The sequence below is a fragment of the Halorubrum sp. T3 genome (assembly GCF_000296615.1).
Lineage (GTDB): Archaea > Halobacteriota > Halobacteria > Halobacteriales > Haloferacaceae > Halorubrum > Halorubrum ruber.
On sequence record NZ_JH815329.1, the window covers coordinates 444,170 to 467,044 of the forward strand.

Consider the following 22,875-nt stretch of genomic DNA (forward strand, 5'->3'; position numbering starts at 1 on the left):
TCACAGGAACCACCCCCCGGTCGCGCCGAGCACAAGAAGCAGCGCGACCAGTCCGAAGGTGAGCAGCGCTGCGTACTGCGAGACGACCCCCGACTGGAGCTTCCGGATCCGGCCGCCGCCGGTCAGGCTCACCGACGAGACGCCGTTCACGACGCCGTCGATGATCCCTTGGTCGAAGGTGTTCGCGCCGCCCGCGACGTCTTCCGTCCGATACGCGAGCCAGACCTGCAGTTCGTCGAGGTAGTAGTTGTTGTACAGCACGTCTTTGATCCCGCCGAGTTTGGCGGTGTGTTCCGTCGGCGACGGCACGTTGTAGAGCCGCCAGGCGAGTCCGAGTCCGAGCAGCGCGAGGCCGAGCGAAACGGCCGCGCCGACGAGGACGGTGCCGACCTCACCGCCGACGAGGTACGCGCTGCTGTACGGGCCGATGTCGGCGTAGTGGTGCGAGGAGAGCCCCTCGATGCCGCCCCACTCGTTGTCGAGCCAGCGGTGGAGCAGGTCGATCCCCTCCAGTCCGAGCACCTTCTGGACCGGAACCATGTTGATGAGACCGGTGACGACCGCGAGCGAGCCGAGGACCGTCAGCGGGCCCTTCACGTTCCAGCGGACGGACTCGGGGTCGCGGGCGGTGTCGCTCCGGGGCTCGCCGTGGAACGTCAGGAACACCATCCGGAAGGTGTAGAACGCGGTGACCGGCACCGCAAGCAGTCCCATCAGGTAGCCGCCGAGCAGCAGCGGGTCGTTGAGGCCGTGGACGAGCGCCTCGTAGAGGATCTCGTCTTTCGACCAGAAGCCGGCGAACGGGAAGATGCCCGCGAGCGCGAGCGAGCCGGCCAAGAAAGTGTAGTAGGTGACGGGCATCCGCGATTTGAGCCCGCCCATGTCCCACATGTCCTCGTTGTGGTGCATCGCGATGATGACCGAGCCGGCGCCGAGGAACAGCAGCGCCTTGAAGAACGCGTGGGTGGTGAGGTGGAAGACCGCGGCCACGTACCCGCCCGCGCCGAGCGCGAGCATCATGTAGCCGTACTGCGAGATGGTGGAGTACGCGAGCACCTGCTTCAGCTCGTCTTTCACCACGCCCATCGTCGCCGCGAACAGGGCCGTGAAGCCGCCGATAAAGGCGATGACCGCCATCGTCGTCGGCGTCAGCACGTAGAAGCCGTACATCCGCGCGACGAGGTAGACGCCGGCCGCGACCATCGTCGCGGCGTGGATGAGCGCGGAGACGGGCGTCGGGCCCTCCATCGCGTCGGGGAGCCACGTGTGAAGCGGGAACTGCGCGGACTTGCCGACGACGCCGCCCAAGACGAGCAGGCCGACGACCGTCAGCCACGTCCCGAGGTCGAGGCCGCCGGGCGTCCACGCGACCGAGCCGGAGCCGTTGAGCGCCGCGTCAGCGAGCGCCGGGAACGACTCCGGACCGGCGAACTGCGCCGTGCCGAAGGTGGCGAATACTGCGACGACGCCGACGAGGAAGAAGTAGTCCCCGAAGCGGGTGACGAGGAACGCCTTCTTCGCGGCCGACGGCGGGCCCGGCTCCCGGAAGTGGAAGCCGATGAGCAGGTACGAGCAGAGCCCGACCAGCTCGAAGAACATGAACGCCATCAGCAGGTTGTCGGCGACGACGAAGCCGAGCATCGACGCCGTGAAGAGGCCGAGCCCTGCGTAGTAGCGCGGCAGGCCGGTCTCGCCCTCGTCGTTCATGTAGCCGAGCGAGAACACGTGGACCAACAGTGCCACGAGCGTCACGATGACGAGCATGAGCGCCGAGAGGGGATCGATCAGGACGCCGAACGTGAGTTCGATGTCCGTCGGGCCGATCCCGGCGCCGCCCTCGCTCGCCCAGTAGTACAGCGTCTCGTTGTACGCTTGCCCGCCCGCGACGGTCGCGGCGACCCAGATCGACAGCAGGAACGAGCCCGCGGTCGCCGCGATGCCGCCGAAGGCGCCCCCCTTCGGGAGGTACCTACCCGCGCCGAGCGCGACCAGGAACGAGAAGAACGGTAAGAGTACGATCGCCGGAACGTATGCGAATGCGTTCACCATCTTACCACCTCATCTCCGCGGGAACAGTCACGTCTGTCGTGCCGAAGTTGCGGTATAACACGAGTATGATGCCGATGCCGATGGCGACCTCCGCGGCAGCGAGCGCGATGACGAACAGCGCGAACACCTGCCCCGTGAGGTCGCCGTAGTACAGCGCGAACGCGACGAAGTTGATGTTGGCCGCGTTCATCATGAGCTCGACGCTCATGAGGAAGTAGAGCGCGCTCCGCCGCGTCAAGACGCCGAACAGTCCGATACAGAACACGGCCGACGCCAGCAGCAGGTACCACGACGGCGGGATCGAGGCGGCGACGGCGGTCACCGGCGGTCACCTCCGTCGCGTCCGCCATCGGTGAACGCCTGCCCGAGCGCGGAGACGACCGTGTCGTCCTCCTCGCGCTTCGCCAGGTAGACGGCGCCGTCGACCGCGACGTCGAGCGCGACCGCGGCGATCAGGAAGGCCGCGAGGAACCCCTCGGACGGCACCGCGCCGAGCTCGTACTCGGCGAGGTTGAAGAGGGCGTACCCGATGTTGTGGACGATCGAAGCGTCCGCCGGGAAGCCGACCGACTCGAAGCCGAACGTCGCCCCGTTGACCGTCGCGGCCAACACCGCGAACAGCCCGCCCACGGCGATCGCGGGTGCGATCCGGGAGCCGCGGCTCTCGTCGTTGCTCACGCGCTACTCACCTCCGTTTCGGAATCCGATCGCGTGAGCATCACGGCGAACGTGACTAAGATGAGAACCCCGCCCACGTAGACGAGGATCTGCATGGCGGCGATGAACTCCGCCCGCAGCATCACGTAGTGCACCGCGACGCTCGTGAGGGCTCCGCCCAGAAGCAGCGCGGCGTGGAACACGTCGCGCGCCAGGACGACCCCGAGGGCGAACGCCAGCGTGACCGCGGCGAACAGCCCGAACGCGATGGTAGCATAAACCATTGTGTTTGTCTCCTATGAGAACCCCTTTGAAGATTTCGAGACGTGCCCGCTACTGGTAGTCGACCTCGCCGTCGCCCTCCCCGATCCACGCGCCGCGATCGGGGTTGCGGGACTCCAGCGGGTCGATTCCCTTGTACCACGGGACGTTCTTGAGCTGTTCTTTGTTGAACACGAAGTCGTCCTTCGTGTCGGCGGTGAACTCGAAGTTCTGCGTCAGCAGGATGGCGTCGACGGGGCAGACCTCCTCGCAGAGCCGGCAGTAGATGCACTGCCCGATGTGGAGGTTGTACTGCTCCCCGTTGCGCTGGTCGTCCTGAACGATCTGGATCGTGTCGTTCGGACAGACGTTCTCGCACTGGCGGCACCAGATGCACCGCTCCTGGCTGAACTTGTGGACCCCGCGGAACCGCGGGCTCACCTCGGGCGCGTCCTCCGGGTATTCCACCGTGAACGTCGACCCGTCCAGCGCGTGTTTCATCGTCGTCGCCATGGATTTCATGAGTCCGATCATGTTACGCGATCACCCCCACGATTACGGCCGTGAGCACCAGGTTCGCGAACGACAGCACCAGCATTCCCTTCCAGCCGATCTCGATCAGCTGGTCGATACGGACGCGCGGCAGCGCCGCGCGGGCCCACTGCGTGAACAGGAAGAAGCCCCAGATCTTCACCACGAACCAGATGAAGCCGATGCTCTCCGGGCCCGGACCGGACGCACCACCGAGGAACGTCACGGCGAGGATCGCCCCGCCGAGGAAGATGTGGACGAACTCCCCGAGGTAGAAGAGGACGAAGTACGCCGAGGAGTACTCCGTCTGGTACCCCGCGACGATCTCCGTCGGCGCCTCCGGGATGTCGAACGGGTTCCGCCCGATCTCCGCCATGTTCGCCGTGAGGAACAGCACGAATGCGAACGGGTTCACGAACGCGTACCACGACGGAATCGAGACCCCGGCGATCGCCACCAGCGTCTCCGTCTGCGCGCCGACGATACCGCTCATCTGGAGCGTCCCGGCGAAGATCACGACCGACATCGCCGTGACGATGAGCGGGATCTCGTACGCGAGGTTCTGCGCGACCGCGCGGAGCCCGCCGAGCAGCGAGTACTTGTTGTTCGACGCGTAGCCGGCCATCACCAGCGAGACGGACGCGATCGACGCGAACGCGAACACCAGCGCGAACCCGACCTCGGGGTCCGCGAGCTGGAGGTTGATCGGGCCGAGCTGCCCCATCGGGATGACGGAGAAGCCTAAAAGCGCCGACGCCGGCAGGAGGATCGGCGCGATGTCCCACGAGGGACGGTCGACGCCTTCGGGGATGATGAGCTCCTTCGCGAGGAGCTGGACCGCGGCCGCCGGGATGATGAGGAGTCCGTAGGGGCCGATCCGGTCGACCGCGATCCGGTCGGTGAACGCGGCCGTAATCTTCCGTTTCGCCCACGGGCCCGCGACGCCCGTGAACGCGAGGATGATGTTGCCGACGACGAAGGCGGCGACGAGCGAGGCCGCGACCTCGCCGATGACGCTGTCGAGCCCGAGCGTGTCGACGATGAACTCGGGGAACAGCTGCGCGGGCGCCGTGCCCATCAGCGGTCCACCTCCCCGAGAACCACGTCGAGGCTACCGAGCGCGGCGATGACGTCGGGGATGTACTCCCCGTTCGCCATCTCCGGCAGCGTCTGGAGGTTCGAGAAGCACGGCGACCGGATCTTGAACCGGGCCGGCTTGTCCGTCCCGTCCGCGCGGATGTAGATGCCGAGCTCGCCCTTGGCGCCCTCGACGGCGCGGTAGATCTCCGTGTCGTCGTCCGGGCGCAGCGTGCGCGGCACGTTCGCCTGAATGTTCCGCTCGTCTTCGGGCCAGTCTTCGAGCAGGTCGACGCACTGCTCGATGATCTTCGCGGACTCCTCGACCTCGCGCATCCGGACGAGGAGGCGGCTGAAGTTGTCGCCGCCGTCCTCGGTGACGACGTCCCAGTCGAGCTCGTCGTAGTAGCCGTACGGGTCGTCGCGGCGCAGGTCGTAGTCGACGCCCGAGCCGCGGGCGACGGGTCCGGTCGCGCCGTAGTTCTTCGCGACCTCCGGCGGGAGGACCCCGGTGTCGATCGTCCGCATCTGGAACACCTCGTTCGAGGTGATCAGGTTGTGGTACTCCTCAACGGACTCCGGGAGCTGGTCGAGGAAGTCCCGAGTCTTCGAGAAGAACTCCTCCCGGGGCTCCGGCAGGTCCCAGACGACCCCGCCGAGCCGGAAGTAGTTGAACATCAGCCGCTGGCCCGTCAGATCCTCGAGGAGGTTCTGGACGCGCTCGCGGTCGTTGATGGCGTACATGAACGTCGCCGTGAAGTCGCCGTTGATGTCGAGCGCGAACGTCGCCAGGGCGAGCATGTGCGCGGCGATCCGGCACATCTCCGCGCCCATCGTGCGGATGACCTGCGCGTACTCCGGCACCTCGATGTCCGCGAGGTCCTCGGCCGCGCGGGCGTACGCCCACTCGTTGAGCAGCCCCGCCGAGATGTAGTCCCAGCGGTCCGGGTACGGCATGATCTGGTGGCGGTACGTCCCGGACTGCGCCATCTGCTCCTCGCTGCGGTGGAGGTAGCCGATGTCGGGCTCGACGTCGGCCACCTGCTCGCCGTCGAGGACCGTCTTCAGGTGGAGGACGCCGTGGGTCGCCGGGTGGTGCGGCCCGATGTTGAGGAACATCGTGTCGGACTCGGCGTCCTTGTGGTGGTCCTCCAGCGGGTTCGCGTGCTCCGGCAGCGTCGCGATCTGCGGCCGGTCCTTGTCGTAGTCCATCGACAGGGGGTGGCCCTGCCAGGTCTCCGGCAGCAGGATCCGGCGCAGGTCGGGGTGGTCGTCGTACTCGATCCCGATCAGGTCGTACGCCTCCCGCTCGTGCCAGTCGGCGGTGCGGAAGACGGGTTCGGCCGACTCCGAGACGGGGTCGTCCTTATCGGCGGGGACGACGATACTGACCTCCTGAGTGGGGTCGTCGTACTTCTTCAGGTGGTAGATCGACTCGTAGCGGTTCTCGTACTCCTGTGCGGAGACGACCGAGAGGTGGTCGTAGCCGGCCTCCTCTTTCAGGGTCCGAAGCGTCTCCTGAACGGTGTCCGGGCGGATGACGAAGCCGGGGGCGTTCAGGTGGTCGTCGCGGTCGACGACGAGGTCGCCGAGCAGCGCCTCCAGCTCGTCGGGCGTCCGCTCGACGGCGCCGTCGTCGACGGTGTCTGGTCGTTCGAGGCTCATGGCGAATCAGCGAAGTTGTACCGCATGACGAGCTCGTCGTCGTCGATCTCGTCGGCCAGCTTGTCGACGAGTTCGTCGCGTTCGAGGTCCGAGAACTCCTCTAACTCGTACGGCTTGACGGTGACGGGCGCGGCCTCGCCGTTGGCGACGCGCTCCTGAAGCTTCACGACGCCGTACACGAGCGCCTCGGGACGAGGCGGGCAGCCGGGGACGTGGATGTCGATCGGGATGACCTCCTCGGCGCCCTTGATCACGTTGTACCCCTCCTGGAACGGGCCGCCGGAGATGGTACACGAGCCCATGCCGACGACGAACTTCGGCTCGGGCATCTGGTCGTAGACGCGCTTCATCCGCGGGGCGAACTTCGAGACGATCGTCCCGGGGACGATCATCACGTCGGCCTGCCGCGGCGAGGCGCGGGGGACGCCCGACCCGAATCGGTCGAGGTCGTGTTTCACCGCGTAGGTGTGCATCATCTCGATGCTGCAGCAGGCGATACCGAACTGCAGCATAAACATTGAGGAGCCCCGACACCAGTTCAGGAACTTGTCGAACTTGGTGAGGATGAACGGCGAGGAGCCGAACGCCTCTCGGAGCCGGGAGTTGAATCGGTCTCCCTGCCCGGTCATCCGGGCGTCTCTGGTCTCGGTTACGACTTGCGAATCGTCGGTGATAAACGGTTGATCGCTGCTCATTAGTTGATGTCCTCCGTCGTCTTTCTGCTGGTCGCGCGGGGGCTGCGAGCCCAGCTGATCGCCCCCGACCGCCACGCCCAGACGAGTCCGACCGCGAGGATCCCGACGAACGCCAACATCGGCCACAGCAGGTCGGCCATCGGCACGCCGGCCTGGACGGCCGGACGGTAGATGACCGCCCACGGGAACAGCAACACGGTCTCGATGTCGAACACGACGAACAACAGCGCGACCATGTAGTACTGGATGTTGAACCGGATCCGCGTCCCGCCCGTCGGGGTCTCGCCGGACTCGTAGGTGGTACTTTTACCGGTCTCAGGCACGCTCGGACGGAGCAGCGCCGACACTGTCATCATCGCTATCGGGATGAGCAGGCCGACGACCGCCAAGGCGCCAATCGCTATCCAATCGCTCATATAGGTCTCCGTAACGTGCTGGCGTTTGGACCGCCCCCTCATAAGCGTTGAGTCTTGTGCGTCCGCGTGCGTGCGGGCCGATATCGCCCGTTCGCGGTCGAAGCACCGGCGAAGCGACCGGCAGCCGTCGATCCGGATCGGAGGGCGAGTCGACGGAAGCGCACCGATTTTGGGGCGCGCGGAACGGAGTTCGTTTATAAATGAGCGCCGGTGCGGTCGGCGCGTGCCGACGAGCGCCCGCAGGGCGCGATGTCGCACGCGCGAGGGAGTCGGGCGCGGCGAGGGCGACCGGAGGGAGCCCGCAGGACGCGCCCGACGAGGCTGGGGAGGCGTGAGGCTGCGGTTGCTGTGCGGTGCGGGGCGGGACTCAAAGGGGCAGTCGCGAGGCCGCCGTAGGCGACGCAAGCACCGCAGCGAGGGAACGGAGTGACTGAGCGAGGAGCACAGCGAGCGTACGGCGGCCTCGCGACTGGGGCTTTGGCGGTGTTCGCCGTTGATCTCCGGTTTACCATTTATAAACAAGCGACTGGGGCTTTGGCGGCGTTCACCGTCGATCTCCAGTTCACCATTTATAAGCGACCGGCTGAGGCTTTGGCGGTGTTCGCCGTTGATCTCTGGTTTACCATTTATAAACGAGCGGCTGGGAATTTGGAGACGTTCTTGACCGATCTACCGTCACCGGCGTAACGCTGAACGACTGGGGATTTATAAGCGTCTGCCGAATCCGCACACGGTACTACTTATAAACAAACGGCCGGGTATTCGGGCGCGGCCACCACGCGGGTCACTCCTTACCGATCCCGGAACCCGTCGAGACCCAGATCGTGAAGATCGGCGGAGACGTCCGCGACGCCCGCCTTCTGCTCGTCGTGGAACTCGACTAAGCGCTCCTCGATCTCGTCGTGTTCGCGCGCGAGCACCTGCGCCGCCGACAGCGCCGCGTTGTACGACTTCCCGGCGTCGACGGCGACGATCGGCGCGCCCGTCGGCATGCCGATGACGGAGTCGACCGACTTCTCTTGAACCGGCACGCCGATGACGGGCACCGGGTACGCGATCGACGCGGTCATGTTCGGCAGGTCGGCGGACTTCCCGCCCGCCCCTGCGATGATCACGTCGAGCCCGCGGTCCGTCGCCGTCTCCCCGTACGCGTACATCAGCTCCGGCGTCCGGTGCGCGGAGACGACGTAGCTCTCGTAGGTGAACCGGGCGTCCGGCGCCCCGTCGAAGTCGGTCTGCTCCGCGAAGCCGAGGTCGTCGAGCGCTTCGTAGGCGTCCTCCATGACGGGGAGGTCCGAGTCCGAGCCCATAATGATCCCCACGTCCGGGGTGGTCGCCGGGTCCGCGTCCGCCGCCGCTTCCGCTTCGAGCCGGTCGATCAGGTCGTCCACCGTGGTCATAAACGAGGGTTCGTCGGAGGGCTACAAGGAACTCCCGGATGCGGCGACCGGTCTCGTCTCGATGCGGCAGTGTCCCCTGCCCAACCCTTATCAACCGAATCGCCCGAACTGTACGATAATGGCAAGCTCGACGGACGACGGAGCCGACCGCGACAGTGAGATCCGCCTCTGGAAGGAGGAGAAGTGGTGGATCGCCCGAGACATGGGGACAGGCGTCACGACGCAGGGCGAGTCCCGCTCCGACGCGCTGGAGAACCTCGACGAGGCCGTCGCGCTCCACCGGGGAGAGATCGGTCGCGAGCCGACCGACGAAGAGCTTCGGGAACTCGGGATCGATCCCGGGGAGAACGCGACCGGAGACACGGAACCGCCCGACGTCCTCGAATAGCGTGGCGAGGCGCACGTTCTCCGGGCGAGAGGTCGTGAAGGTACTCGTCAACCGCGCCGGCTTCGAGTGGCGGCGAACGACCGGCGACCACGCGCAGCTCTACTACGAACACCCGACGAACGAGACGGACAAACGGCACGTCACGGTCCCGCTCCACGACGAACTCCGGGAGGGAACACTCAGGGGCATCGCGGACGACGCCGGAGCGCACGATTTCGACGCATTCTGCGAGTGGATCGACCGAAACTCGTGAGAGCCGACCGCGACGTGACTACGCGTCCCGGAACGTCAGCCCGTCTCGGAGGTCGCGCGCCCGAGAGAGCAGGGCGTCGCGGTCGGTTTCGTCAGCAGCGGACCCCTCCGCTCCCTGCTCCGTCACGGTCAGGTGCCCCATCTTCCGGAGCGGGTACACGTCGTCCTTGCCGTACCAGTGGAGGTCGGCGTCGGGCGCCGCGAACACCTCCTCGACGTTCCGGAGCGTGGCCGACTCTCGCTCGTCCACGTCGCCGAGCACGTTCGCGGTGACCGCGGGCGCGACGAGGTCGGTCGGGCCGAGCGGCCAGCCGAGGACGGCCCGAATATGGTTCTCGAACTGCGACGTGCGCGCGCCCTCGATCGTCCAGTGGCCGGAGTTGTGCGGGCGCGGCGCGATCTCGTTGACCAACACCTCGCCCTCCTTCGTCTCGAACAGCTCGATCCCGTAGACGCCGCGGCCGTCGAGGACCGCTAGCACGTCGCGGGCGATCGACTCGGCCTCCGCGACGACCGCGTCGTCCGCCCGGACGGGACTGACGCTCTCGCGGAGGATCTCCTCCCGGTGGATCGTCTCCGTGACGGGGTAGGTCCGCGTCTCGCCGTCCGCGCCCTTCAGGCCCATCACGGCGACCTCGCGCTCGAAGTCGAGGAACTCCTCGGCCATCGCGGCGCCGCCGACCGCGTCGAGCGCATCCGCGGCCTCGTCGGGCGTCTCGACCGGGACGTTCCCGCGGCCGTCGTAGCCGCCCTCGCGGGCCTTCAGCATGACGCCGCCGAACTCCTCGACGACGCGTTCGAGCCCCTCGGCGGTCGCGACCGCGACGAACTCGGGGACGGGGATCCCGGCGTCCGCGAGCGCCTCCTTCTGGACCAGCTTGTCCTGGATCGTCTCCAGCGTGCCGGGGTCGGGGTGGACCGGCACGCCGTGCTCCTCACTCGCGGCCGCGAGGACGGCCGGGTCCGCGAGCTCGATCTCGAACGTCAGGGCGTCGACGCGGGCCGCGAGCTCGCCGATCGCGTCCGCGTCGTCGAAGTCGCCGACGATCTGGTCGGCCGCGACGGGCGCCGCCGGACAGTCGGGCGTCGGGTCCAACACGACGAGGTCGACGCCGAGCGGCGCGGCAGCCTCGCCCAGCATCCGGCCCAGCTGTCCGCCGCCGACGACGCCGAGCGTCGGCCCCGGAAGAGTGATCGACATGTGCGAATCGGTACTGGACAGCAGTGAATAAGTATTGCCAAACAAGCCGACAGATAGGCACGAACGCGGATCTATCTGCCGAGTGCGCGCCGGCGAGTCAGACCGAGACCCGTTCGAGGTCGCTCTCCAACTCCTCGACGAACTCGTTGTACGCCGCGACGAACCCGCGGAACCGGTCGGCGTACTCCCGGACGTCGGCCGCGGAGGGGGCCCCGTACTGCGAGAGGAGGTAGAGTCCGCCCGACCCGCCGATCCGAAGGTACGACACCGCCCCCTCGTCGTACTTCAGCTCCCAGCGGTCCCCCTCGACGCGCGTCGTGAACGTCCCGTAGTCGTCGCCCTCGTACCGGTGGATCTCCCCCGCGATAACCGCGCAGGTGTCGCGAATCTGATCGAGGACGCGGTCGCGTTCGGCCACCACGCCCTCGGTGGTCGCCGGCTCGGGGAACTCGGCGCTCACGCCGTCGAGGACGCCGGACAGTGAGTCGACGTGGTCGTTCCACGCCGCCACGAACGCCGCGTAGTCGTCGAGTGCGGTCGCGAGCGCCGCCGGCTCCGGCGGCTGCTTCGTCGAGATGACGTACGTGTCGGAGCCCGAGTTCGGCGAGAACAGCAGGAACTCCAGCTCGCCCGCCTCGTGTTTCACCGTCCACTCGCCGCCGGGCGTCGACAGCGTCTCGCGGCCGTAGTCGCCGCCCTGGAGCCGCGCGAGCTGGTAGGCGATCCGTCCCGCGTGGTCGCGCACCGCGGCGACGAGCTCGTCGCGGCGCTCCGCGACTGCCGCGGCGTCGCGCACGTCGACGTCGATCCCGAGGTCTGCCTGCGTCGTCACGGTCTCAGTGGGCGCGCCATCCGGTTAACCGGTTCGGGTCGACGAGCGGATTCGTCCCCGGTTCGCAGCGACGACGCGCCGGTCACCCGATCGTCTCGCGGATCTCGCGGACCCGGTCCGGCTCGTCGATCCCCGACCGGACCACGACCGCGAACACCTCGTCGCCCTCCGGGATCGGCGTGTCGCCGCTCAGGATGGCGTCCGAGCCGGTCTCCTCCGCGAGCCAGCGCCGCCCGTCGGCGATCGCCTCCCGGTTGAGCCACGCGGGCGGGCCGCCGACCACGAGCAAGGTCCGGTCGGCGCGCCCCTCGGGTGCCTCGACCGTGTTCTTCCCGCGGGCCGCCTTCCGGATGACCGTCTCTATCGCCGACACGGCCGCGCTCGTGTCGACCTCGGCCGGCTCCGAGGAGCCGAAGAGCCCGAGCCCGAACTTCGAGCCCGAATCGGGGGGCTCCACCGCCTGCGTCGCGTGGCCGATCACCGCTATCTCTCCGTCGTCTCCCACCGCGCGGGCGACATCGCTCGCGTCGAGCACCTGCTGGGGCGTCGCCGTCCCCTCGGGCGTCTCGCCGGCGCCGAACAGCGCCGCGATCCGCTCGACGGCGACCTCGTTGAGCCGGTCGCGGGCCCCGGCGAGCGTCTCGCTCGGGCGGAGCCACGCCGCGTTGTCGAACGGGAAGACCGCCGCGCACTCGTCCGAGAGCGCGTCGAGGGTTCGCGCCGCGTTCCGCTCGGCCAGCGGGCGGTGGGCCGCCGGCGGCGCCGGCTCGTCTCTGGAGGACGCCGCGCCGCCGGCTCCTGCGCCCGACGCCGCGCCGCCCGCCCCTCCGGAGGACGCGCTCCGCGGCCCGTCGTCGTCCGGCTCCTCCGTCTCGTCGCGGGTAGGGAGGAACCCGAAGGCGTAGACTGGGGCGTCGTAGAGCCGCGAGAGTTCCGTGGCGAGCGCCGGCGCCGCGCCCGCGCCGGCCGCGCCGCCGAGGCCGACGACGATCAGGAACGCCTCCGCGAGGGACGGCCCCTGGTCGTCCATGGCCCGGCCGAGCTCGCTCGCGTGCGCGTCGCCGAGGCGGCGCCCGGCGTGGAGGTCCCCCTCGAGCCCGTCCCCGCCCGCGGCGTCGCCGAACCGGTACCGGCGCTCCTCGCCGAGCGCGTCTAAGGCCCCGAGCGCGTCCATGTCGGTGTCGAAGGCGTGGACGCCCGCGAGGAACGGGTCGTCGCCGTGGTCGGCGGCGAGGCGGTCGGCGATCCGCCCCCCGGCTCCGCCGAGGCCGATGACGTGTAGTCGCATACGTGAGGCGGTCGTCGACCGGGGATATATGACTTCGGCTCGCCGCGAGCCGTTGCCGAACCGCCGTGTGCCCACGACGGCTCAGAACTCGTCGAGCTGACGCTGGCCGGCGGGGATCTCCGGTCCCGGGTCCGGCTCGACGCCGAGCAGGCGCAACAGCGCGGTGTCCGCGAACGTCAGCGCCACCACGAGGATGATCGGCGCGAGGAACAGCCCGTGGAAGCCGAACACGACCGGACCGAAGATGTACGCCAGCATGAGCAGGCCGACGTGGGTAGTCTCGCCGCTGAAGTACGGCCGGAGGACGATGTCGGGGATGGTGTCGACGACTACCACCACGACGGCGAGGAACCCGGCGACGTAGGCGAGCAGCGAGAGATCGCCGTCGAGCGCGACCGGGATCGACATCGCGGCCGCGACCGGGATGTAGACGATCTTCATCCCGATCACGGGGATCAGGCTGGCGACGCCGGTGAGCGCGCCCGCGAGCGTCGGGTACGGGATCTCGACCGCGGCGGGGGCGACCGCGTTGTACGCCAGGTACGTGACGACCGCGATGATCGAGATGGCGATGACGTTGAGCAGGTTCCCGTACAGCACGGCCTCCAGCTCGTCGTCGGCGGTTTCGAGGTACTCGCGGACGATCGCGTCGTCGTCGAAGCGGAGCAGCCAGTCGTGGAGCTTGGAGCCGTCGATGAGGAGGTAGTACGTGACGATCACGGTGATGAGCAGGTTCAGGGCGAGCCCCGATAGCGTGCTCGCCAGCAGCGACGCCTGCTCGGAGACGAGCTCGATGAGCGGGTCGAACTGCCCGGAGCGGTACGCCGCGAGCAGCTCGTCCATCGTCGGGTTCGACAGCTCCGCGAGGTCGCCGATCACCGAGTTCTCCGCGCCGATGGTGTCCGCGACCGGGTACGTCTCGATGAACCGCCGCGCCTCCAAGATCAGCAACACCAGCGTGTAGCTCACCAGGCCGATGAGCGGGACACCGATGACCGACAGCGACACGACGGCGCGCACCCGGGCGGGCAGCCGGAAGCGTTCGAGCCGGTGGTAGAACCGCCGCGTCGAGTAGTAGAGGAAGACCGCGACGGTGAGCGGGGCGACGAACCGATAGGCCACGTAGCCGGCGACGACCGCGACCGCGAGGCCGAAGAGGGCGACGACGAACCGCTTTTCGTCCATGGGCCACGGTGGCCAGCGCTTGACATAAACCATGGTGGTCGCCGCGACCCGTCCGACCCCGAAATCGCGGCCGCGCGGATCCCAAAGCCCCTAACGGCGGGCGATGAAGGAGGGCCCATGAGCGACATTCACCCGGACCAGCGCGTCGCGGTGCTGGCGGACTCACAGAACCTGTACCACTCCGCACAGAGCGTCTACTCGCGGAACATCGACTACTCGGGGCTCCTCGACGAGGCTGTCGCGGACCGGTCGCTCGTCCGCGCCATCGCGTACGTGATCCGCGCCGACTCGCCGGAGGAGGAGAGCTTCTTCGAGGCGCTCCGCGACATCGGCTTCGAGACGAAGATCAAGGAGATCAAGACGTTCGCCGACGGCTCGAAGAAGGCCGACTGGGACCTCGGGATGAGCCTCGACGCGGTCTCCTTAGCGAGCCACGTCGACACCGTGGTCCTCTGTACCGGCGACGGGGACTTCGCCCGGCTCTGCTCGCACCTCCGCCACGAGGGCGTCCGCGTGGAGGCGATGGGGTTCGGCAACTCCGCCGCCGATGAGCTGATCGAGGCCGCCGACGACTTCGTCGACCTCGCCGAGGAGGAGGACACCTTCCTGCTGTAGTCGGGGGAGAAATCCGGCGTCGCGTTGCGAGCGGGCGTCCGAGCGGACCGCGCTCACCCGAGCAGCGCGGCGACCGCCTCCTCGACCGCCGCCGCCGCCGCCTCGACCTCGCGCACCCGGACGTACTCCCGCTCGGCGTGCGCGACCGCGCCCGCCTCGTCGGCGAGGTCGCCGGGCCCGAACACGACCGTCGGCGCCGGCGCGAAGTAGGAGGCCTCCGTCGCGGCGCCGAACGGCCGGACGCCGCCGCCGCGCCCGCTCGGAAGGCCGACCGCGTCGCCCGCGTCGCGCGCCGCGCCGGCGACGGTTCGGACGAGCTCGTGGTCCGGATCCGTCGCGAACGCCTCCAGGAACGGCGACTCGCGGTCGGTGAGCGTCACTGCGGTGTCGACACTGCTGCGTTCGTCGGTAACATCCGCGAGCGACTCCCGCACCGCGTCCGCGAGCGACGACCGGAACCCCTCGGCCGTCTCCGGGGGGACGCTCCGCCGGTCGACGGTGATCGCGCAGTCCGCCGGCACCTGGTTCGTCGCCGCGCCGCCCTCGATGACCGTTGGCGTGAGCTTCGGCGGGCCGAGCTGCGGGTGCGCATCAGCCCCGTCGTCGAACGTCCGGATCGCCGCGAGCGCGTCCTCCGCGGCCGCGACCGCGTTCGCGCCGGCGAACTCCGCGGCGTGCGCGGCCGTCCCCGACAGCTCCACCGTCGCCTGAAATCGCCCCTTCGCGGCGGTACACGCGTCGAGGCCGGTCGGCTCGCCGACGAGGTACAGGTCGCCGTCGAGCCGGTCGTCTGTCCCCGGGAGCCGCCCCGTCAGCGCCGCAGCACCGAGCGAGAGTTCTTCCTCGTCGGGGGTGAGCGCGAGCGTGAGCCGCCCGCGGTCGGGGTCGGCGGCGAGAAAGCCGTTTAAAAGCGACGCGAGCGGCCCCTTCGCGTCGCAGGCGCCGCGCCCGCGGATCACCTCGTCCGGCCCGTCAGCGGTCGCCGCCGAGGCGCTCCGCGCGTCGTCGCGCGCCGCCCCTCGTTCGCCGCCGCGCGCCGCGCCCCGCTCGAACGGGACGTGCGGCGTCACCGTGTCGAGGTGGGTGTTCAACACGAGGTGCGGGCCCGCCTCGGGCGCCGGCGAGCGCTTCTCCGCGAGGACGCAGCCGTCAGCGACGACCGCGGGGTCGGCGCCCTCGTCGTCCAACAGGTCGACGACGAACTCGCGCATCCCGTCGGGCGACTCGTGGGAGGGAATCCGGACGGCGTCTTCGAGGAACGAGACCGGATCGAACTCGGATCGAGCGTCTGAGTCGGAGTCGGCGCCGGGCTCCTCGCTCATCGCGGGTCGGCGGGGAGCGTCCCCGAGAACTCGTGGGCGACGGGGCCGGTGAGGGTGGCGTGCCCGCGGTCGGGGACGGCGATCTCCAGCTCGCCGCCCGGGGGGCGGCTCACCGCGTCGTCGCCGTCGATCAGTCCGAGCCGGCGGGCGGCCGCGACGACCGCGACCGCGCCTGTGCCGCAGGAGCGCGTCTCCCCCTCGACGCCGCGCTCGAAGGTGCGCTGGTCGAGGACCGCGGGGCCGTCGCCCGAGCCGTCGTCGACGACCGCCGCGAGGTTCACGTTCGCGCCCTCGGGGAAGACGTCGGCGTGGCGGACCGGCGGCGCGACAGATTCAAGATCGACCGCGTCGATCCCGTCGGGGTCGTCGCGCCCGCCGTCGACGAACGCGACCGCGTGCGGGACGCCGGTGTTGACGGCGGTGACGGTGAGCCCCTCCACGGGTTCGTCGACGAGGGGCTCGTCCGCGAGCGGGCCGTCGCGGGCGACCGGGACGCGCCGGGGGTCGAACGTCGGCTCGCCCATCTCGATGGTGGCCGCGGTCCCGTCCGCGGTCACGGTGGCGCGCCGGGTGCCGGCCTGCGTGTCGATCATGAACTCGTGATCGCCCGTCCGGTCGTGGGCCCACCGTGCGACGACGCGGGCGCCGTTGCCGCACATCGTCGCTGTCGAGCCGTCCGGCTGGACCAGCGTCATCACGACGCGCGTCGGGTCGAACCGCTCCTCGACGCTGAGGAAGAGGACGCCGTCGGCGCCGCGCCGCCCGCCGGCGCCGCGTCGGTCCGCGGACGCGCCGCGCTCGTCGGCACCGAAGTCGCGGCCGTCGACGCCCGTCTCGCGGTCGCAGTGGGCACGCGCGAACGCCGCGCGGTCGCCGACGTTCTCGGCGGCCGCGTCGACGACGAGGAAGTCGTTGCCCGTGCCGTGGTACTTCTCGACCGGGACGGCGTGGGTGCTCATCGGCCGCCCTCCGGTCGGTCGGTTCGGTCGCGGTCGGCCTCGCGCTCGACCGTCGTCAGGTCGCCGAGCGTCTCTCTGCGCCGGGCGATCGCCGCGCGTCCGTCGTCGAGCGCGACCTCCGCGGGTCGCGGTCGTGAGTTGTATTGGCTCGCCATCTCGTATCCGTACGCGCCCGCGACGCCGACCGCGAGGAGATCCCCGCGGCTCGGGTCGGCGAGCGCTCGGTTCCTACCCAGCGTATCGCCGGTCTCACAGATAGGTCCGGCGACGGTGACAGGGGTTGCCGGCCGCTCGGCGACCGGTGATTCCCCCGGTGCCCCGCCGAGGTTGCGGATCGGGTGATACGCGTCGTACATCGCCGGGCGCAGGAGATCCGTCATCCCGGCATCGACGCCGACGACCGTCTCGTCCGGCGTATCTTTGACGGTGTTCACGCGCGTCAGGAGGACGCCGGCGTCCGCGACGACGTAGCGCCCGGGCTCGACCGCGAGGTCGGTGCCGTCGGGCAGCGGCGCGACCGCCTCGCGGGTCGCATCGGCGACGGCCGACAGGTCCAGCGGCGAGGCGTCCTCCTCGTAGGGGACGCCGAACCCGCCGCCGACATCGACGTATTCGAGGTCGAGGGGGGCGGCGTTCGCGGCCGCGGCGGAGTCTTCGCCGCCCGGATCCGCCAGCTCTCGCGCCAGATCGCCCATCCGCGCGACCAGTTCGCGGTGGCTGTCGAGCTGCTCGGGGTCGATGCCGGAGCCGGCGTGGGCGTGGATCCCGACCACGTCGAAGCGCTCGGCCGCCGCTCGGGCGGCCTCCGCGGCGCGGTCGTACGGGATCCCGAACTTCGCGGCGCCGCCGGTGGTGACCTTCTCGTGGTGGCCCGCGCCGACGCCGGGGTTCACGCGGACGCAGACACGACCGTCGTAGCCGCGCTCTGCGAGTCGGTCGAGGGTGTCGACCGCGCCGACGGTGACCGTGAGGTCGGGCTCCGCCTCGGCGACGCCGGCGACGTAGTCGAGGTCGCGGGCGGGCGGGTTCACAGCGGTGTAGTGGAGCCGCGAGCCGTCGAAGCCGGCCGCGAGCGCGCGGTCGACCTCGCCCGCCGAGGCGCACTCGGCGTCGAGGCCGGCGTCGCGGACGGTCTCCAGGACGGCCCGGCCGGTGTGCGCCTTGACCGCGTACCGCACGTCGGCATTGGGGAACGCGGCGAGCAGGCGCTCGCAATTCTCACGGACGCGGTCGAGGTCCTGAACGTACAGCGGGGTCTCGTACTCGGCGGCGAGCCCGCGGAGGCGCTCGGCGTCCCAGTCGCTCACGCGCCGGACCGGGGGATTTTCTCGCGCGTCCGTTGCGCCCGACTCGGGACTGCTCATTCGCGGAGCGCGTCCTCTCGCTGCGTCGCTTCGAGGGTGTCCTCCTCGACGTGCGTCGCCACGACGGCGGGCTTGTACGCGCCGCCCTCGAAGAGCTCGTGATCGCCGACGGACGACTCCACCATCCGCGTGAACGCGCGGCGCTCGGCTGGGAGGTGGCCGTAGATGACCTCCTCCTCGACGAGGTCGTAGACGGGGATTCGGGGCGTTAGGAGGGTGTTCTCGCCGACGATTGAGTTCTCGCCGACGCGGAAGCCGGAGGTGACACGGCAGCCCGCGCCGAGCGAGACGCCGTCCTCGACGATCACGGGCGCGTCCTCGACCGGTTCGAGGACGCCGCCGATCAGCGTGTTGGCGCCGAGCTTGACATTCTCGCCGAGCTGCGCGCAGGACCCGACCGTGTCACAGGAGTCGACGAGGGTGCCGTCGCCCACGTACGCGCCCATGTTGACGAACGAGGGGCTCATCATGATACAGTCGCTGCCGAGGTAGGCGCCCCGGCGGATCGCGGTCCCGTCCGGCGTGTTCCGCGTACCGCGCTCCGCGAGGTCGTCGGTGTCGCGCAGCGGAAGCACGTCGTGGTAGGTGACGCCGCCGTACTCGCGCGGCTCCGTCTCGCGCAGGCCGAAGTTGAGGAGAATCCCTCGCTTGACCCACTCGTTGGCCTCCCACGAGGTGACGTCGTCGCCGGTCTTCTCGGCGGCGCGGACCTCGCCGGCCTCTAAGGCGGCGAGGAACTCGTCGATCACGGCCGCGTCCGCGTCGCTCGCGTCCGCGGCGGTCAGTCCGTCCTGATAGCGGTTCCACAGATCGGTTACGTCGGCTTCGAGGCTCATTGGGTAGTGTATGGATGAGTGTCGGTATTTATATATCGATGTGCGTATGTCCCACGGTCATTCGGCGCCGCCCGCGTCCAGCACGTCGCCGAACCCGTACCAGCCCGGGTCGCGGTCGGCGAGCCACGCGGCGGCGTCGAGCGCGCCCTCGGCGAACACGCCGCGGTCGCCGGCGCGGTGCGTGAGCTCCAGCGTCTCGCGGTTCCCCGCGAGGAGGACCTCGTGTTCGCCGGTCACGTCGCCCGCGCGGCGGGCGTGGACGCCGACCTCGCCCGGGCTCCGGGGGGCGTCGCCCTCGCGCCCGTGGACGCGCTCGTCGAGGTCGCCTCGCACGTCCTCCACGTCGTCGAGGATCGACTTCGCGGTGCCCGAGGGGGCGTCGCGCTTGGCGTTGTGGTGCGTCTCGGTCAGCTCGACGTCGTAGCCGGGGAGCGCCGCGGCGGCCTCGCGGACCGCGCGGCGGAGCGCGGCCACGCCCCGGGCGAAGTTCGACGCCTTGAGCACGGGCACGGCATCGCTCGCGGCCCGGAGGTCGTCGATCTGCGCGTCCGCGAACCCGGTCGTCCCGGTGACGAGCGGGACGCCCGCGTCGGCGCAGGCTTCGGCGTACGCGACCGCCGACTCGGGACCGGTGAAGTCGATCAGGACGTCCGGTGCCTCGCTCGCGAGCAGGTCGTCAAGGTCGTCCGCGTCGTCGACCGGGACGCCAGCGACGGGGTCGGTCGCGGTGCGGTTGACCGCGACCGCGACGGCGACGCCCTCGCGGTCGGCGGCCGCCTCGATCACCTCTCGGCCCATGCGGCCGCCCGCGCCGGTGACGGCGATTGACAGCTGCTCTCCGTTCATTCCGCCCCCTCCGCGGCGGGATCGACGGCCGTCGGGTCGATCGTCCCCGGCGCGCGCTCGTCGTACGTGGCCAGCAGCTCGCGGAGCGCGTCGCGGCGGTCCTCGGAGAGCCGCGAGAGCGGCGAGCGGACGTGGGGACCGCCCCGCCCGCGGAGGTGCATCGCCTCCTTCACCGGGATGGGGTTCGTCTCGGCGAACAGCTCGCGGACGAGCGGCGACAGCTCGTGGTGGAGCGTCCGCGCCCGGTCGTAGTCGCCCGAGAGCGCGGCGCCGACCATCGCGCAGGTCCGCTCGGGCTCGACGTTGGCGACCACGCTGATTGTCCCCGTGCCGCCGATCGAGAGGACGGGAAGCGTGAGGCCGTCGTCGCCCGACAGCACCGCGAACGACTCCTCGCGGGTGCGCTCGATCACCTCGCTTATCAGGTTCAGGTCGCCGGAGGCCGCCTTGTACCCGCGAATGTTCGGGTGTTCAGCGAGCTCGACCGTGACGTCGACCGGGATCGACTGCCCTGTGCGGCTCGGCACGTTGTAGACGATCTGCGGGATGTCGACCTCGTCGGCGATGGTCCGGTAGTGTTCGAGGAAGCCGGCGGGCTCCGGCTTGTTGTAGTACGGCGAGATGAGCAGCAGGCCGTCGGCGCCGGCGTCGGCCGCGCGCCGCGACAGCGACAGCGCCTCTGCGGTGTTGTTCGAGCCGGTGCCCGCGATGACGGGGATGTCGTCGAGGGCGTCCCGGACCGTCTCGATCACGGCGACGTGCTCGTCGTGGCTCATCGTCGCCGACTCGCCGGTGGAGCCGACTGGGACGACCCCGTCGACCCCGGCGTGTTCGAGGTACCGGGCGTTCGCGGCGAGCTGGTCGTGGTCGACTGCGCCGTCGTCGGTGAACGGCGTGGTCATCGCCGGGTAGACGCCCTCGAAGGGGGCGTCCGTCGTTTCGCTATCCGTCTCGTCCTGCGTCGCGTAGGGTGTCGTGGTGGTCGTGTCTGTCATGGGTGCTGCGATGGGTTCGGGTCGGTGAACGGACTGGTGCGCGCGGGTCGGGGGTCGTCCGGGACGGGGTCGCCACTCCCGCCGGCGGACGGCTCACGCGCGTTTTTTCGAGAAGAGCCGCGTCGCTACAGTCGACTGCGGACCGCGTGCGGACGCGGGTCGAGTCACACCGACATATGGATCGGTCGCGCGCTTATGCGTTGTGTCTCGGGTGGAAACTGCCGCGCGGTCGGTCGCGCCCCCGCTCGGAGACGGTCACGGGCCTGTTTCGCGGCGGCTCGCGGTCACGCCCCGAGCCGGTCCGCCAGTTCGTGGAGCGTCTCGACAGTGAGGTCCGGGTCGCCGTCGAACGGCTCCCACGGCGTTCCCTTCCTGTCGACCCACGCGGCCTGCATCCCGGCGTGGCTCGCGCCCAGCACGTCGAACCAGCCGGCGGTGGCGTGGACCACCTCGTCGATGGGCGTCCCGGTCCGGGCCGCGCCGTGGCGGTAGAGCTCGGCCGCCGGCTTGAACGTCTCCACCTCGTCGGCGCTGATCGCGTCCTCGATCAGGTCCGCGATGTCGGCGTGTTCGACCATCGACGCGAGCATCTCGGGGTCGCCGTTCGAGAGGACGTAGCAGTCGTACCCGGCGTCGCGGAGCCGTCCGATCGCGTCGCGCACGTCGTCGAACACCTCAAGCTCGTGGTACACCGCGAGGATCTCGTCGCGCTCGGCGTCCGAGAGGTCGACGCCGTGCGCCGCCAGCGCGTACGTCAGCGCGTCGCGGTTCATCTCGTAGAACGGCTGGTAGGCGTCGACCGCGTTCGCGACGAACGTGTACGCCAGCGACCGCGACCGCCACAGTCGCGACACCGGCTCGGGGTCCGGAACCCGGTCCGCGAGCGCCGCCTCGGCGGCCTCGACGTCCACGAGCGTGCTGTACGAGTCGAACGTCACCGTCGAGACGCGGTCGGGATCGAACGCCATACGCGGGGCCACAGCGGGCGGCCGGATAAGCGGCCGGGGCGCCGGCAGGATCCCCGCGATTCGACCGGCGAGATAGTGGCAGTCTGGACAACGGAGCCGCGCGGCTCGCACATTTATCCGGGGCGGGCGACTCTGGGAGACGCATGAGCGACCCTGCCGACGACGCCCCCGACCCGACCGACGGCGACGAAGTCCCCGACCCGACCGCCGAGGACGCGCCGGCCGCGCGCGACGAGGTCGACGCCGGCACCGACGCCGGCCGCCACGAGTACGACCCGGACGCCGAGCACGCGTTCCCCGACGAGCGGCTCAACGAGGTCCTCGCGCGGGTCGAATCGGACGAGGAGGTCGTCACCTACCTGGAGGCGCAGAACGTCAACCCGGTCGCCCGGAAGGGGTACAACGACCACGGGTCCAAACACGTCGAGATCGTCCGCGACCGCGCGCTCCGGCTGTATGACCTGCTCAAGTCCGGCGGCGTCGAGTTCAACGGCGCCCGCCAGCAGGGGTTAGAGGAGGCCGACGAGCCGGTGATCGTCGCGCTGGCGGCGACGCTCCACGACATCGGCCACGTCGTCCACCGCCACGACCACCCGTACTACTCGATCCCGCTGGCCGCGGACCTGCTGGACGACCTGCTGCCCTCCTTCTACGACGTGGCCGATCAGGTGCGGGTGAAGGCCGAGGTGCTCCACGCGATCCTCTGTCACCACACCGAGGAACAGCCGCTCACGCTGGAGGCGGGTGTCGTCCGGATCGCCGACGGCCTCGACATGGAACGCGGGCGCTCGCGGGTCCCCTACGAGGAGGGCGGCCGCGGGATCAACACCGTCTCCTCGCAGGCGATAGAGCGCGTCTCGCTCCGCGAGGGCGACGAGACGCCCGTTCAGGTCGTGATCCGAATGAACAACGCCGCCGGCGTCTATCAGGTCGACTCGCTGTTGAAGGCGAAGATCGACGGATCGCTGCTCGAAGACCGGATCCGGACCGTCGCGATCAACACCCATAGCGACGGGAACGACGGGAACGGACCCATCGTCGACCGTATCGAGCTCTAATCGGTCGCGGCCGTG

At 69.8% G+C, this 22,875-nt stretch carries 26 protein-coding genes; 5 read left to right on the forward strand and 21 right to left on the reverse strand.

Annotated features, from left to right (window positions below; genetic code table 11):
• The 9 genes from nuoL to B378_RS0104405 are packed head-to-tail and all read right to left on the reverse strand — an operon-like array spanning position 1 to position 7,351.
• Complete coding sequence (gene nuoL, locus B378_RS0104365) at positions 1 to 2,049, reverse strand: NADH-quinone oxidoreductase subunit L (RefSeq protein ID WP_017342602.1); 2,049 nt, start codon at positions 2,047 to 2,049, stop codon at positions 1 to 3.
• A gap of 1 nt (position 2,050) precedes the next feature.
• The gene (gene nuoK, locus B378_RS0104370; RefSeq protein ID WP_004596404.1) at positions 2,051 to 2,371 is read right to left on the reverse strand and encodes an NADH-quinone oxidoreductase subunit NuoK; all 321 of its coding nucleotides are present in this window, start codon (positions 2,369 to 2,371) and stop codon (positions 2,051 to 2,053) included.
• Positions 2,368 to 2,727 carry a hypothetical protein gene (locus B378_RS0104375; protein ID WP_017342603.1) on the reverse strand — a complete coding sequence of 120 codons (360 nt, stop codon included), beginning with the start codon at positions 2,725 to 2,727 and terminating at the stop codon, positions 2,368 to 2,370. The genes nuoK and B378_RS0104375 overlap by 4 nt, the downstream gene beginning before the upstream one ends.
• Positions 2,724 to 2,990 (reverse strand): NADH-quinone oxidoreductase subunit J, encoded by a 267-nt coding sequence (locus tag B378_RS0104380; protein ID WP_017342604.1) that lies wholly within the window; start codon positions 2,988 to 2,990, stop codon positions 2,724 to 2,726. Before B378_RS0104380 ends, B378_RS0104375 begins: the two co-directional genes overlap by 4 nt.
• 49 nt (positions 2,991 to 3,039) lie before the next feature.
• A complete protein-coding gene (locus B378_RS0104385) occupies positions 3,040 to 3,501 on the reverse strand; it encodes an NADH-quinone oxidoreductase subunit I (protein ID WP_004596401.1) in 462 nt (153 codons plus the stop codon).
• A 1-nt stretch (position 3,502) separates the two neighbouring features.
• Complete coding sequence (locus tag B378_RS0104390; RefSeq protein WP_017342605.1) at positions 3,503 to 4,576, reverse strand: complex I subunit 1 family protein; 1,074 nt, start codon at positions 4,574 to 4,576, stop codon at positions 3,503 to 3,505.
• Positions 4,576 to 6,240, reverse strand: coding sequence for an NADH-quinone oxidoreductase subunit D (locus tag B378_RS0104395; protein ID WP_017342606.1), 1,665 nt, complete (start codon positions 6,238 to 6,240; stop codon positions 4,576 to 4,578). The genes B378_RS0104390 and B378_RS0104395 overlap by 1 nt, the downstream gene beginning before the upstream one ends.
• Entirely contained in the window at positions 6,237 to 6,935 is a 699-nt protein-coding gene (locus tag B378_RS0104400; protein ID WP_026046177.1) for an NADH-quinone oxidoreductase subunit B, read from the reverse strand. The genes B378_RS0104395 and B378_RS0104400 overlap by 4 nt, the downstream gene beginning before the upstream one ends.
• Positions 6,935 to 7,351 (reverse strand): NADH-quinone oxidoreductase subunit A, encoded by a 417-nt coding sequence (locus tag B378_RS0104405; RefSeq protein WP_004596397.1) that lies wholly within the window; start codon positions 7,349 to 7,351, stop codon positions 6,935 to 6,937. The genes B378_RS0104400 and B378_RS0104405 overlap by 1 nt, the downstream gene beginning before the upstream one ends.
• Before the next feature lie 426 nt (positions 7,352 to 7,777).
• Here B378_RS0104405 and B378_RS0104410 point away from each other — a divergent pair, with 426 nt between their 5' ends.
• The gene (locus B378_RS0104410; protein ID WP_237738320.1) at positions 7,778 to 8,038 is read left to right on the forward strand and encodes a hypothetical protein; all 261 of its coding nucleotides are present in this window, start codon (positions 7,778 to 7,780) and stop codon (positions 8,036 to 8,038) included.
• A gap of 104 nt (positions 8,039 to 8,142) precedes the next feature.
• Here B378_RS0104410 and purE read toward each other — a convergent pair whose 3' ends face one another.
• Complete coding sequence (gene purE / locus B378_RS0104415) at positions 8,143 to 8,751, reverse strand: 5-(carboxyamino)imidazole ribonucleotide mutase (RefSeq protein WP_017342610.1); 609 nt, start codon at positions 8,749 to 8,751, stop codon at positions 8,143 to 8,145.
• Positions 8,752 to 8,869: 118 nt separating this feature from the next.
• On the opposite strand from purE, the gene B378_RS0104420 reads away from it, so the two are divergent.
• Together B378_RS0104420 and B378_RS0104425 are read left to right on the forward strand one after the other, a co-directional pair.
• Complete coding sequence (locus B378_RS0104420; RefSeq protein WP_017342611.1) at positions 8,870 to 9,139, forward strand: hypothetical protein; 270 nt, start codon at positions 8,870 to 8,872, stop codon at positions 9,137 to 9,139.
• Between the two features lies 1 nt (position 9,140).
• On the forward strand, positions 9,141 to 9,392 hold the full coding sequence (locus B378_RS0104425) for a type II toxin-antitoxin system HicA family toxin (protein WP_017342612.1): 252 nt from the start codon (positions 9,141 to 9,143) through the stop codon (positions 9,390 to 9,392).
• Between the two features lie 18 nt (positions 9,393 to 9,410).
• On the opposite strand, the gene B378_RS0104430 is transcribed toward B378_RS0104425, so the two are convergent.
• From B378_RS0104430 to B378_RS0104445, 4 genes are all read right to left on the reverse strand, one after another.
• Positions 9,411 to 10,592, reverse strand: coding sequence for a 5-(carboxyamino)imidazole ribonucleotide synthase (locus B378_RS0104430; RefSeq protein ID WP_017342613.1), 1,182 nt, complete (start codon positions 10,590 to 10,592; stop codon positions 9,411 to 9,413).
• A 97-nt stretch (positions 10,593 to 10,689) separates the two neighbouring features.
• Positions 10,690 to 11,424, reverse strand: coding sequence for a hypothetical protein (locus B378_RS0104435; RefSeq protein ID WP_017342614.1), 735 nt, complete (start codon positions 11,422 to 11,424; stop codon positions 10,690 to 10,692).
• 82 nt (positions 11,425 to 11,506) lie between these two features.
• A complete protein-coding gene (locus B378_RS0104440) occupies positions 11,507 to 12,712 on the reverse strand; it encodes a hypothetical protein (protein ID WP_017342615.1) in 1,206 nt (401 codons plus the stop codon).
• A gap of 81 nt (positions 12,713 to 12,793) precedes the next feature.
• The gene (locus tag B378_RS0104445; RefSeq protein ID WP_017342616.1) at positions 12,794 to 13,897 is read right to left on the reverse strand and encodes an AI-2E family transporter; all 1,104 of its coding nucleotides are present in this window, start codon (positions 13,895 to 13,897) and stop codon (positions 12,794 to 12,796) included.
• A gap of 117 nt (positions 13,898 to 14,014) precedes the next feature.
• Here B378_RS0104445 and B378_RS0104450 point away from each other — a divergent pair, with 117 nt between their 5' ends.
• Positions 14,015 to 14,512, forward strand: coding sequence for an NYN domain-containing protein (locus B378_RS0104450; protein WP_017342617.1), 498 nt, complete (start codon positions 14,015 to 14,017; stop codon positions 14,510 to 14,512).
• A gap of 53 nt (positions 14,513 to 14,565) precedes the next feature.
• On the opposite strand, the gene B378_RS0104455 is transcribed toward B378_RS0104450, so the two are convergent.
• The 7 genes from B378_RS0104455 to B378_RS0104485 form a co-directional block, all read right to left on the reverse strand.
• Positions 14,566 to 15,834, reverse strand: coding sequence for a M20/M25/M40 family metallo-hydrolase (locus tag B378_RS0104455; protein ID WP_017342618.1), 1,269 nt, complete (start codon positions 15,832 to 15,834; stop codon positions 14,566 to 14,568).
• Positions 15,831 to 16,793 carry a diaminopimelate epimerase gene (gene dapF / locus B378_RS0104460; RefSeq protein ID WP_017342619.1) on the reverse strand — a complete coding sequence of 321 codons (963 nt, stop codon included), beginning with the start codon at positions 16,791 to 16,793 and terminating at the stop codon, positions 15,831 to 15,833. Before dapF ends, B378_RS0104455 begins: the two co-directional genes overlap by 4 nt.
• Positions 16,790 to 18,157 carry a diaminopimelate decarboxylase gene (gene lysA, locus B378_RS0104465; protein WP_017342620.1) on the reverse strand — a complete coding sequence of 456 codons (1,368 nt, stop codon included), beginning with the start codon at positions 18,155 to 18,157 and terminating at the stop codon, positions 16,790 to 16,792. Before lysA ends, dapF begins: the two co-directional genes overlap by 4 nt.
• Positions 18,154 to 18,993: a 2,3,4,5-tetrahydropyridine-2,6-dicarboxylate N-succinyltransferase gene (locus B378_RS0104470; protein ID WP_017342621.1), complete on the reverse strand. Its 840-nt coding sequence runs from the start codon at positions 18,991 to 18,993 to the stop codon at positions 18,154 to 18,156. Before B378_RS0104470 ends, lysA begins: the two co-directional genes overlap by 4 nt.
• Before the next feature lie 57 nt (positions 18,994 to 19,050).
• Positions 19,051 to 19,839 carry a 4-hydroxy-tetrahydrodipicolinate reductase gene (gene dapB, locus B378_RS0104475; protein WP_017342622.1) on the reverse strand — a complete coding sequence of 263 codons (789 nt, stop codon included), beginning with the start codon at positions 19,837 to 19,839 and terminating at the stop codon, positions 19,051 to 19,053.
• Positions 19,836 to 20,834, reverse strand: coding sequence for a 4-hydroxy-tetrahydrodipicolinate synthase (gene dapA, locus B378_RS0104480; RefSeq protein ID WP_017342623.1), 999 nt, complete (start codon positions 20,832 to 20,834; stop codon positions 19,836 to 19,838). Before dapA ends, dapB begins: the two co-directional genes overlap by 4 nt.
• 284 nt (positions 20,835 to 21,118) lie before the next feature.
• On the reverse strand, positions 21,119 to 21,802 hold the full coding sequence (locus B378_RS0104485) for a haloacid dehalogenase type II (protein WP_017342624.1): 684 nt from the start codon (positions 21,800 to 21,802) through the stop codon (positions 21,119 to 21,121).
• Positions 21,803 to 21,945: 143 nt separating this feature from the next.
• On the opposite strand from B378_RS0104485, the gene B378_RS0104490 reads away from it, so the two are divergent.
• Entirely contained in the window at positions 21,946 to 22,860 is a 915-nt protein-coding gene (locus B378_RS0104490) for an HD domain-containing protein (protein ID WP_017342625.1), read from the forward strand.
• The last annotated feature ends 15 nt before the right edge of the window (positions 22,861 to 22,875 follow it).

What these genes read in the sequence shown, in the direction of transcription:
- nuoL (WP_017342602.1), bottom strand. Translation starts at nt 2,049, where the DNA reads ATGGTGAACGCATTCGCATACGTTCCGGCGATCGTACTCTTACCGTTC.
- B378_RS0104405 (WP_004596397.1), bottom strand. Translation starts at nt 7,351, where the DNA reads ATGAGCGATTGGATAGCGATTGGCGCCTTGGCGGTCGTCGGCCTGCTC.
- B378_RS0104440 (WP_017342615.1), bottom strand. Translation starts at nt 12,712, where the DNA reads ATGCGACTACACGTCATCGGCCTCGGCGGAGCCGGGGGGCGGATCGCC.
- dapA (WP_017342623.1), bottom strand. Translation starts at nt 20,834, where the DNA reads ATGACAGACACGACCACCACGACACCCTACGCGACGCAGGACGAGACG.
- B378_RS0104385 (WP_004596401.1), bottom strand. Translation starts at nt 3,501, where the DNA reads ATGATCGGACTCATGAAATCCATGGCGACGACGATGAAACACGCGCTG.
- B378_RS0104400 (WP_026046177.1), bottom strand. Translation starts at nt 6,935, where the DNA reads ATGAGCAGCGATCAACCGTTTATCACCGACGATTCGCAAGTCGTAACC.
- B378_RS0104470 (WP_017342621.1), bottom strand. Translation starts at nt 18,993, where the DNA reads ATGAGCCTCGAAGCCGACGTAACCGATCTGTGGAACCGCTATCAGGAC.
- B378_RS0104490 (WP_017342625.1), top strand. Translation starts at nt 21,946, where the DNA reads ATGAGCGACCCTGCCGACGACGCCCCCGACCCGACCGACGGCGACGAA.
- B378_RS0104450 (WP_017342617.1), top strand. Translation starts at nt 14,015, where the DNA reads ATGAGCGACATTCACCCGGACCAGCGCGTCGCGGTGCTGGCGGACTCA.
- B378_RS0104395 (WP_017342606.1), bottom strand. Translation starts at nt 6,240, where the DNA reads ATGAGCCTCGAACGACCAGACACCGTCGACGACGGCGCCGTCGAGCGG.
- B378_RS0104455 (WP_017342618.1), bottom strand. Translation starts at nt 15,834, where the DNA reads ATGAGCGAGGAGCCCGGCGCCGACTCCGACTCAGACGCTCGATCCGAG.
- dapB (WP_017342622.1), bottom strand. Translation starts at nt 19,839, where the DNA reads ATGAACGGAGAGCAGCTGTCAATCGCCGTCACCGGCGCGGGCGGCCGC.
- lysA (WP_017342620.1), bottom strand. Translation starts at nt 18,157, where the DNA reads ATGAGCAGTCCCGAGTCGGGCGCAACGGACGCGCGAGAAAATCCCCCG.
- B378_RS0104420 (WP_017342611.1), top strand. Translation starts at nt 8,870, where the DNA reads ATGGCAAGCTCGACGGACGACGGAGCCGACCGCGACAGTGAGATCCGC.
- B378_RS0104390 (WP_017342605.1), bottom strand. Translation starts at nt 4,576, where the DNA reads ATGGGCACGGCGCCCGCGCAGCTGTTCCCCGAGTTCATCGTCGACACG.
- purE (WP_017342610.1), bottom strand. Translation starts at nt 8,751, where the DNA reads ATGACCACGGTGGACGACCTGATCGACCGGCTCGAAGCGGAAGCGGCG.
- B378_RS0104430 (WP_017342613.1), bottom strand. Translation starts at nt 10,592, where the DNA reads ATGTCGATCACTCTTCCGGGGCCGACGCTCGGCGTCGTCGGCGGCGGA.
- B378_RS0104445 (WP_017342616.1), bottom strand. Translation starts at nt 13,897, where the DNA reads ATGGACGAAAAGCGGTTCGTCGTCGCCCTCTTCGGCCTCGCGGTCGCG.
- dapF (WP_017342619.1), bottom strand. Translation starts at nt 16,793, where the DNA reads ATGAGCACCCACGCCGTCCCGGTCGAGAAGTACCACGGCACGGGCAAC.
- B378_RS0104380 (WP_017342604.1), bottom strand. Translation starts at nt 2,990, where the DNA reads ATGGTTTATGCTACCATCGCGTTCGGGCTGTTCGCCGCGGTCACGCTG.
- B378_RS0104485 (WP_017342624.1), bottom strand. Translation starts at nt 21,802, where the DNA reads ATGGCGTTCGATCCCGACCGCGTCTCGACGGTGACGTTCGACTCGTAC.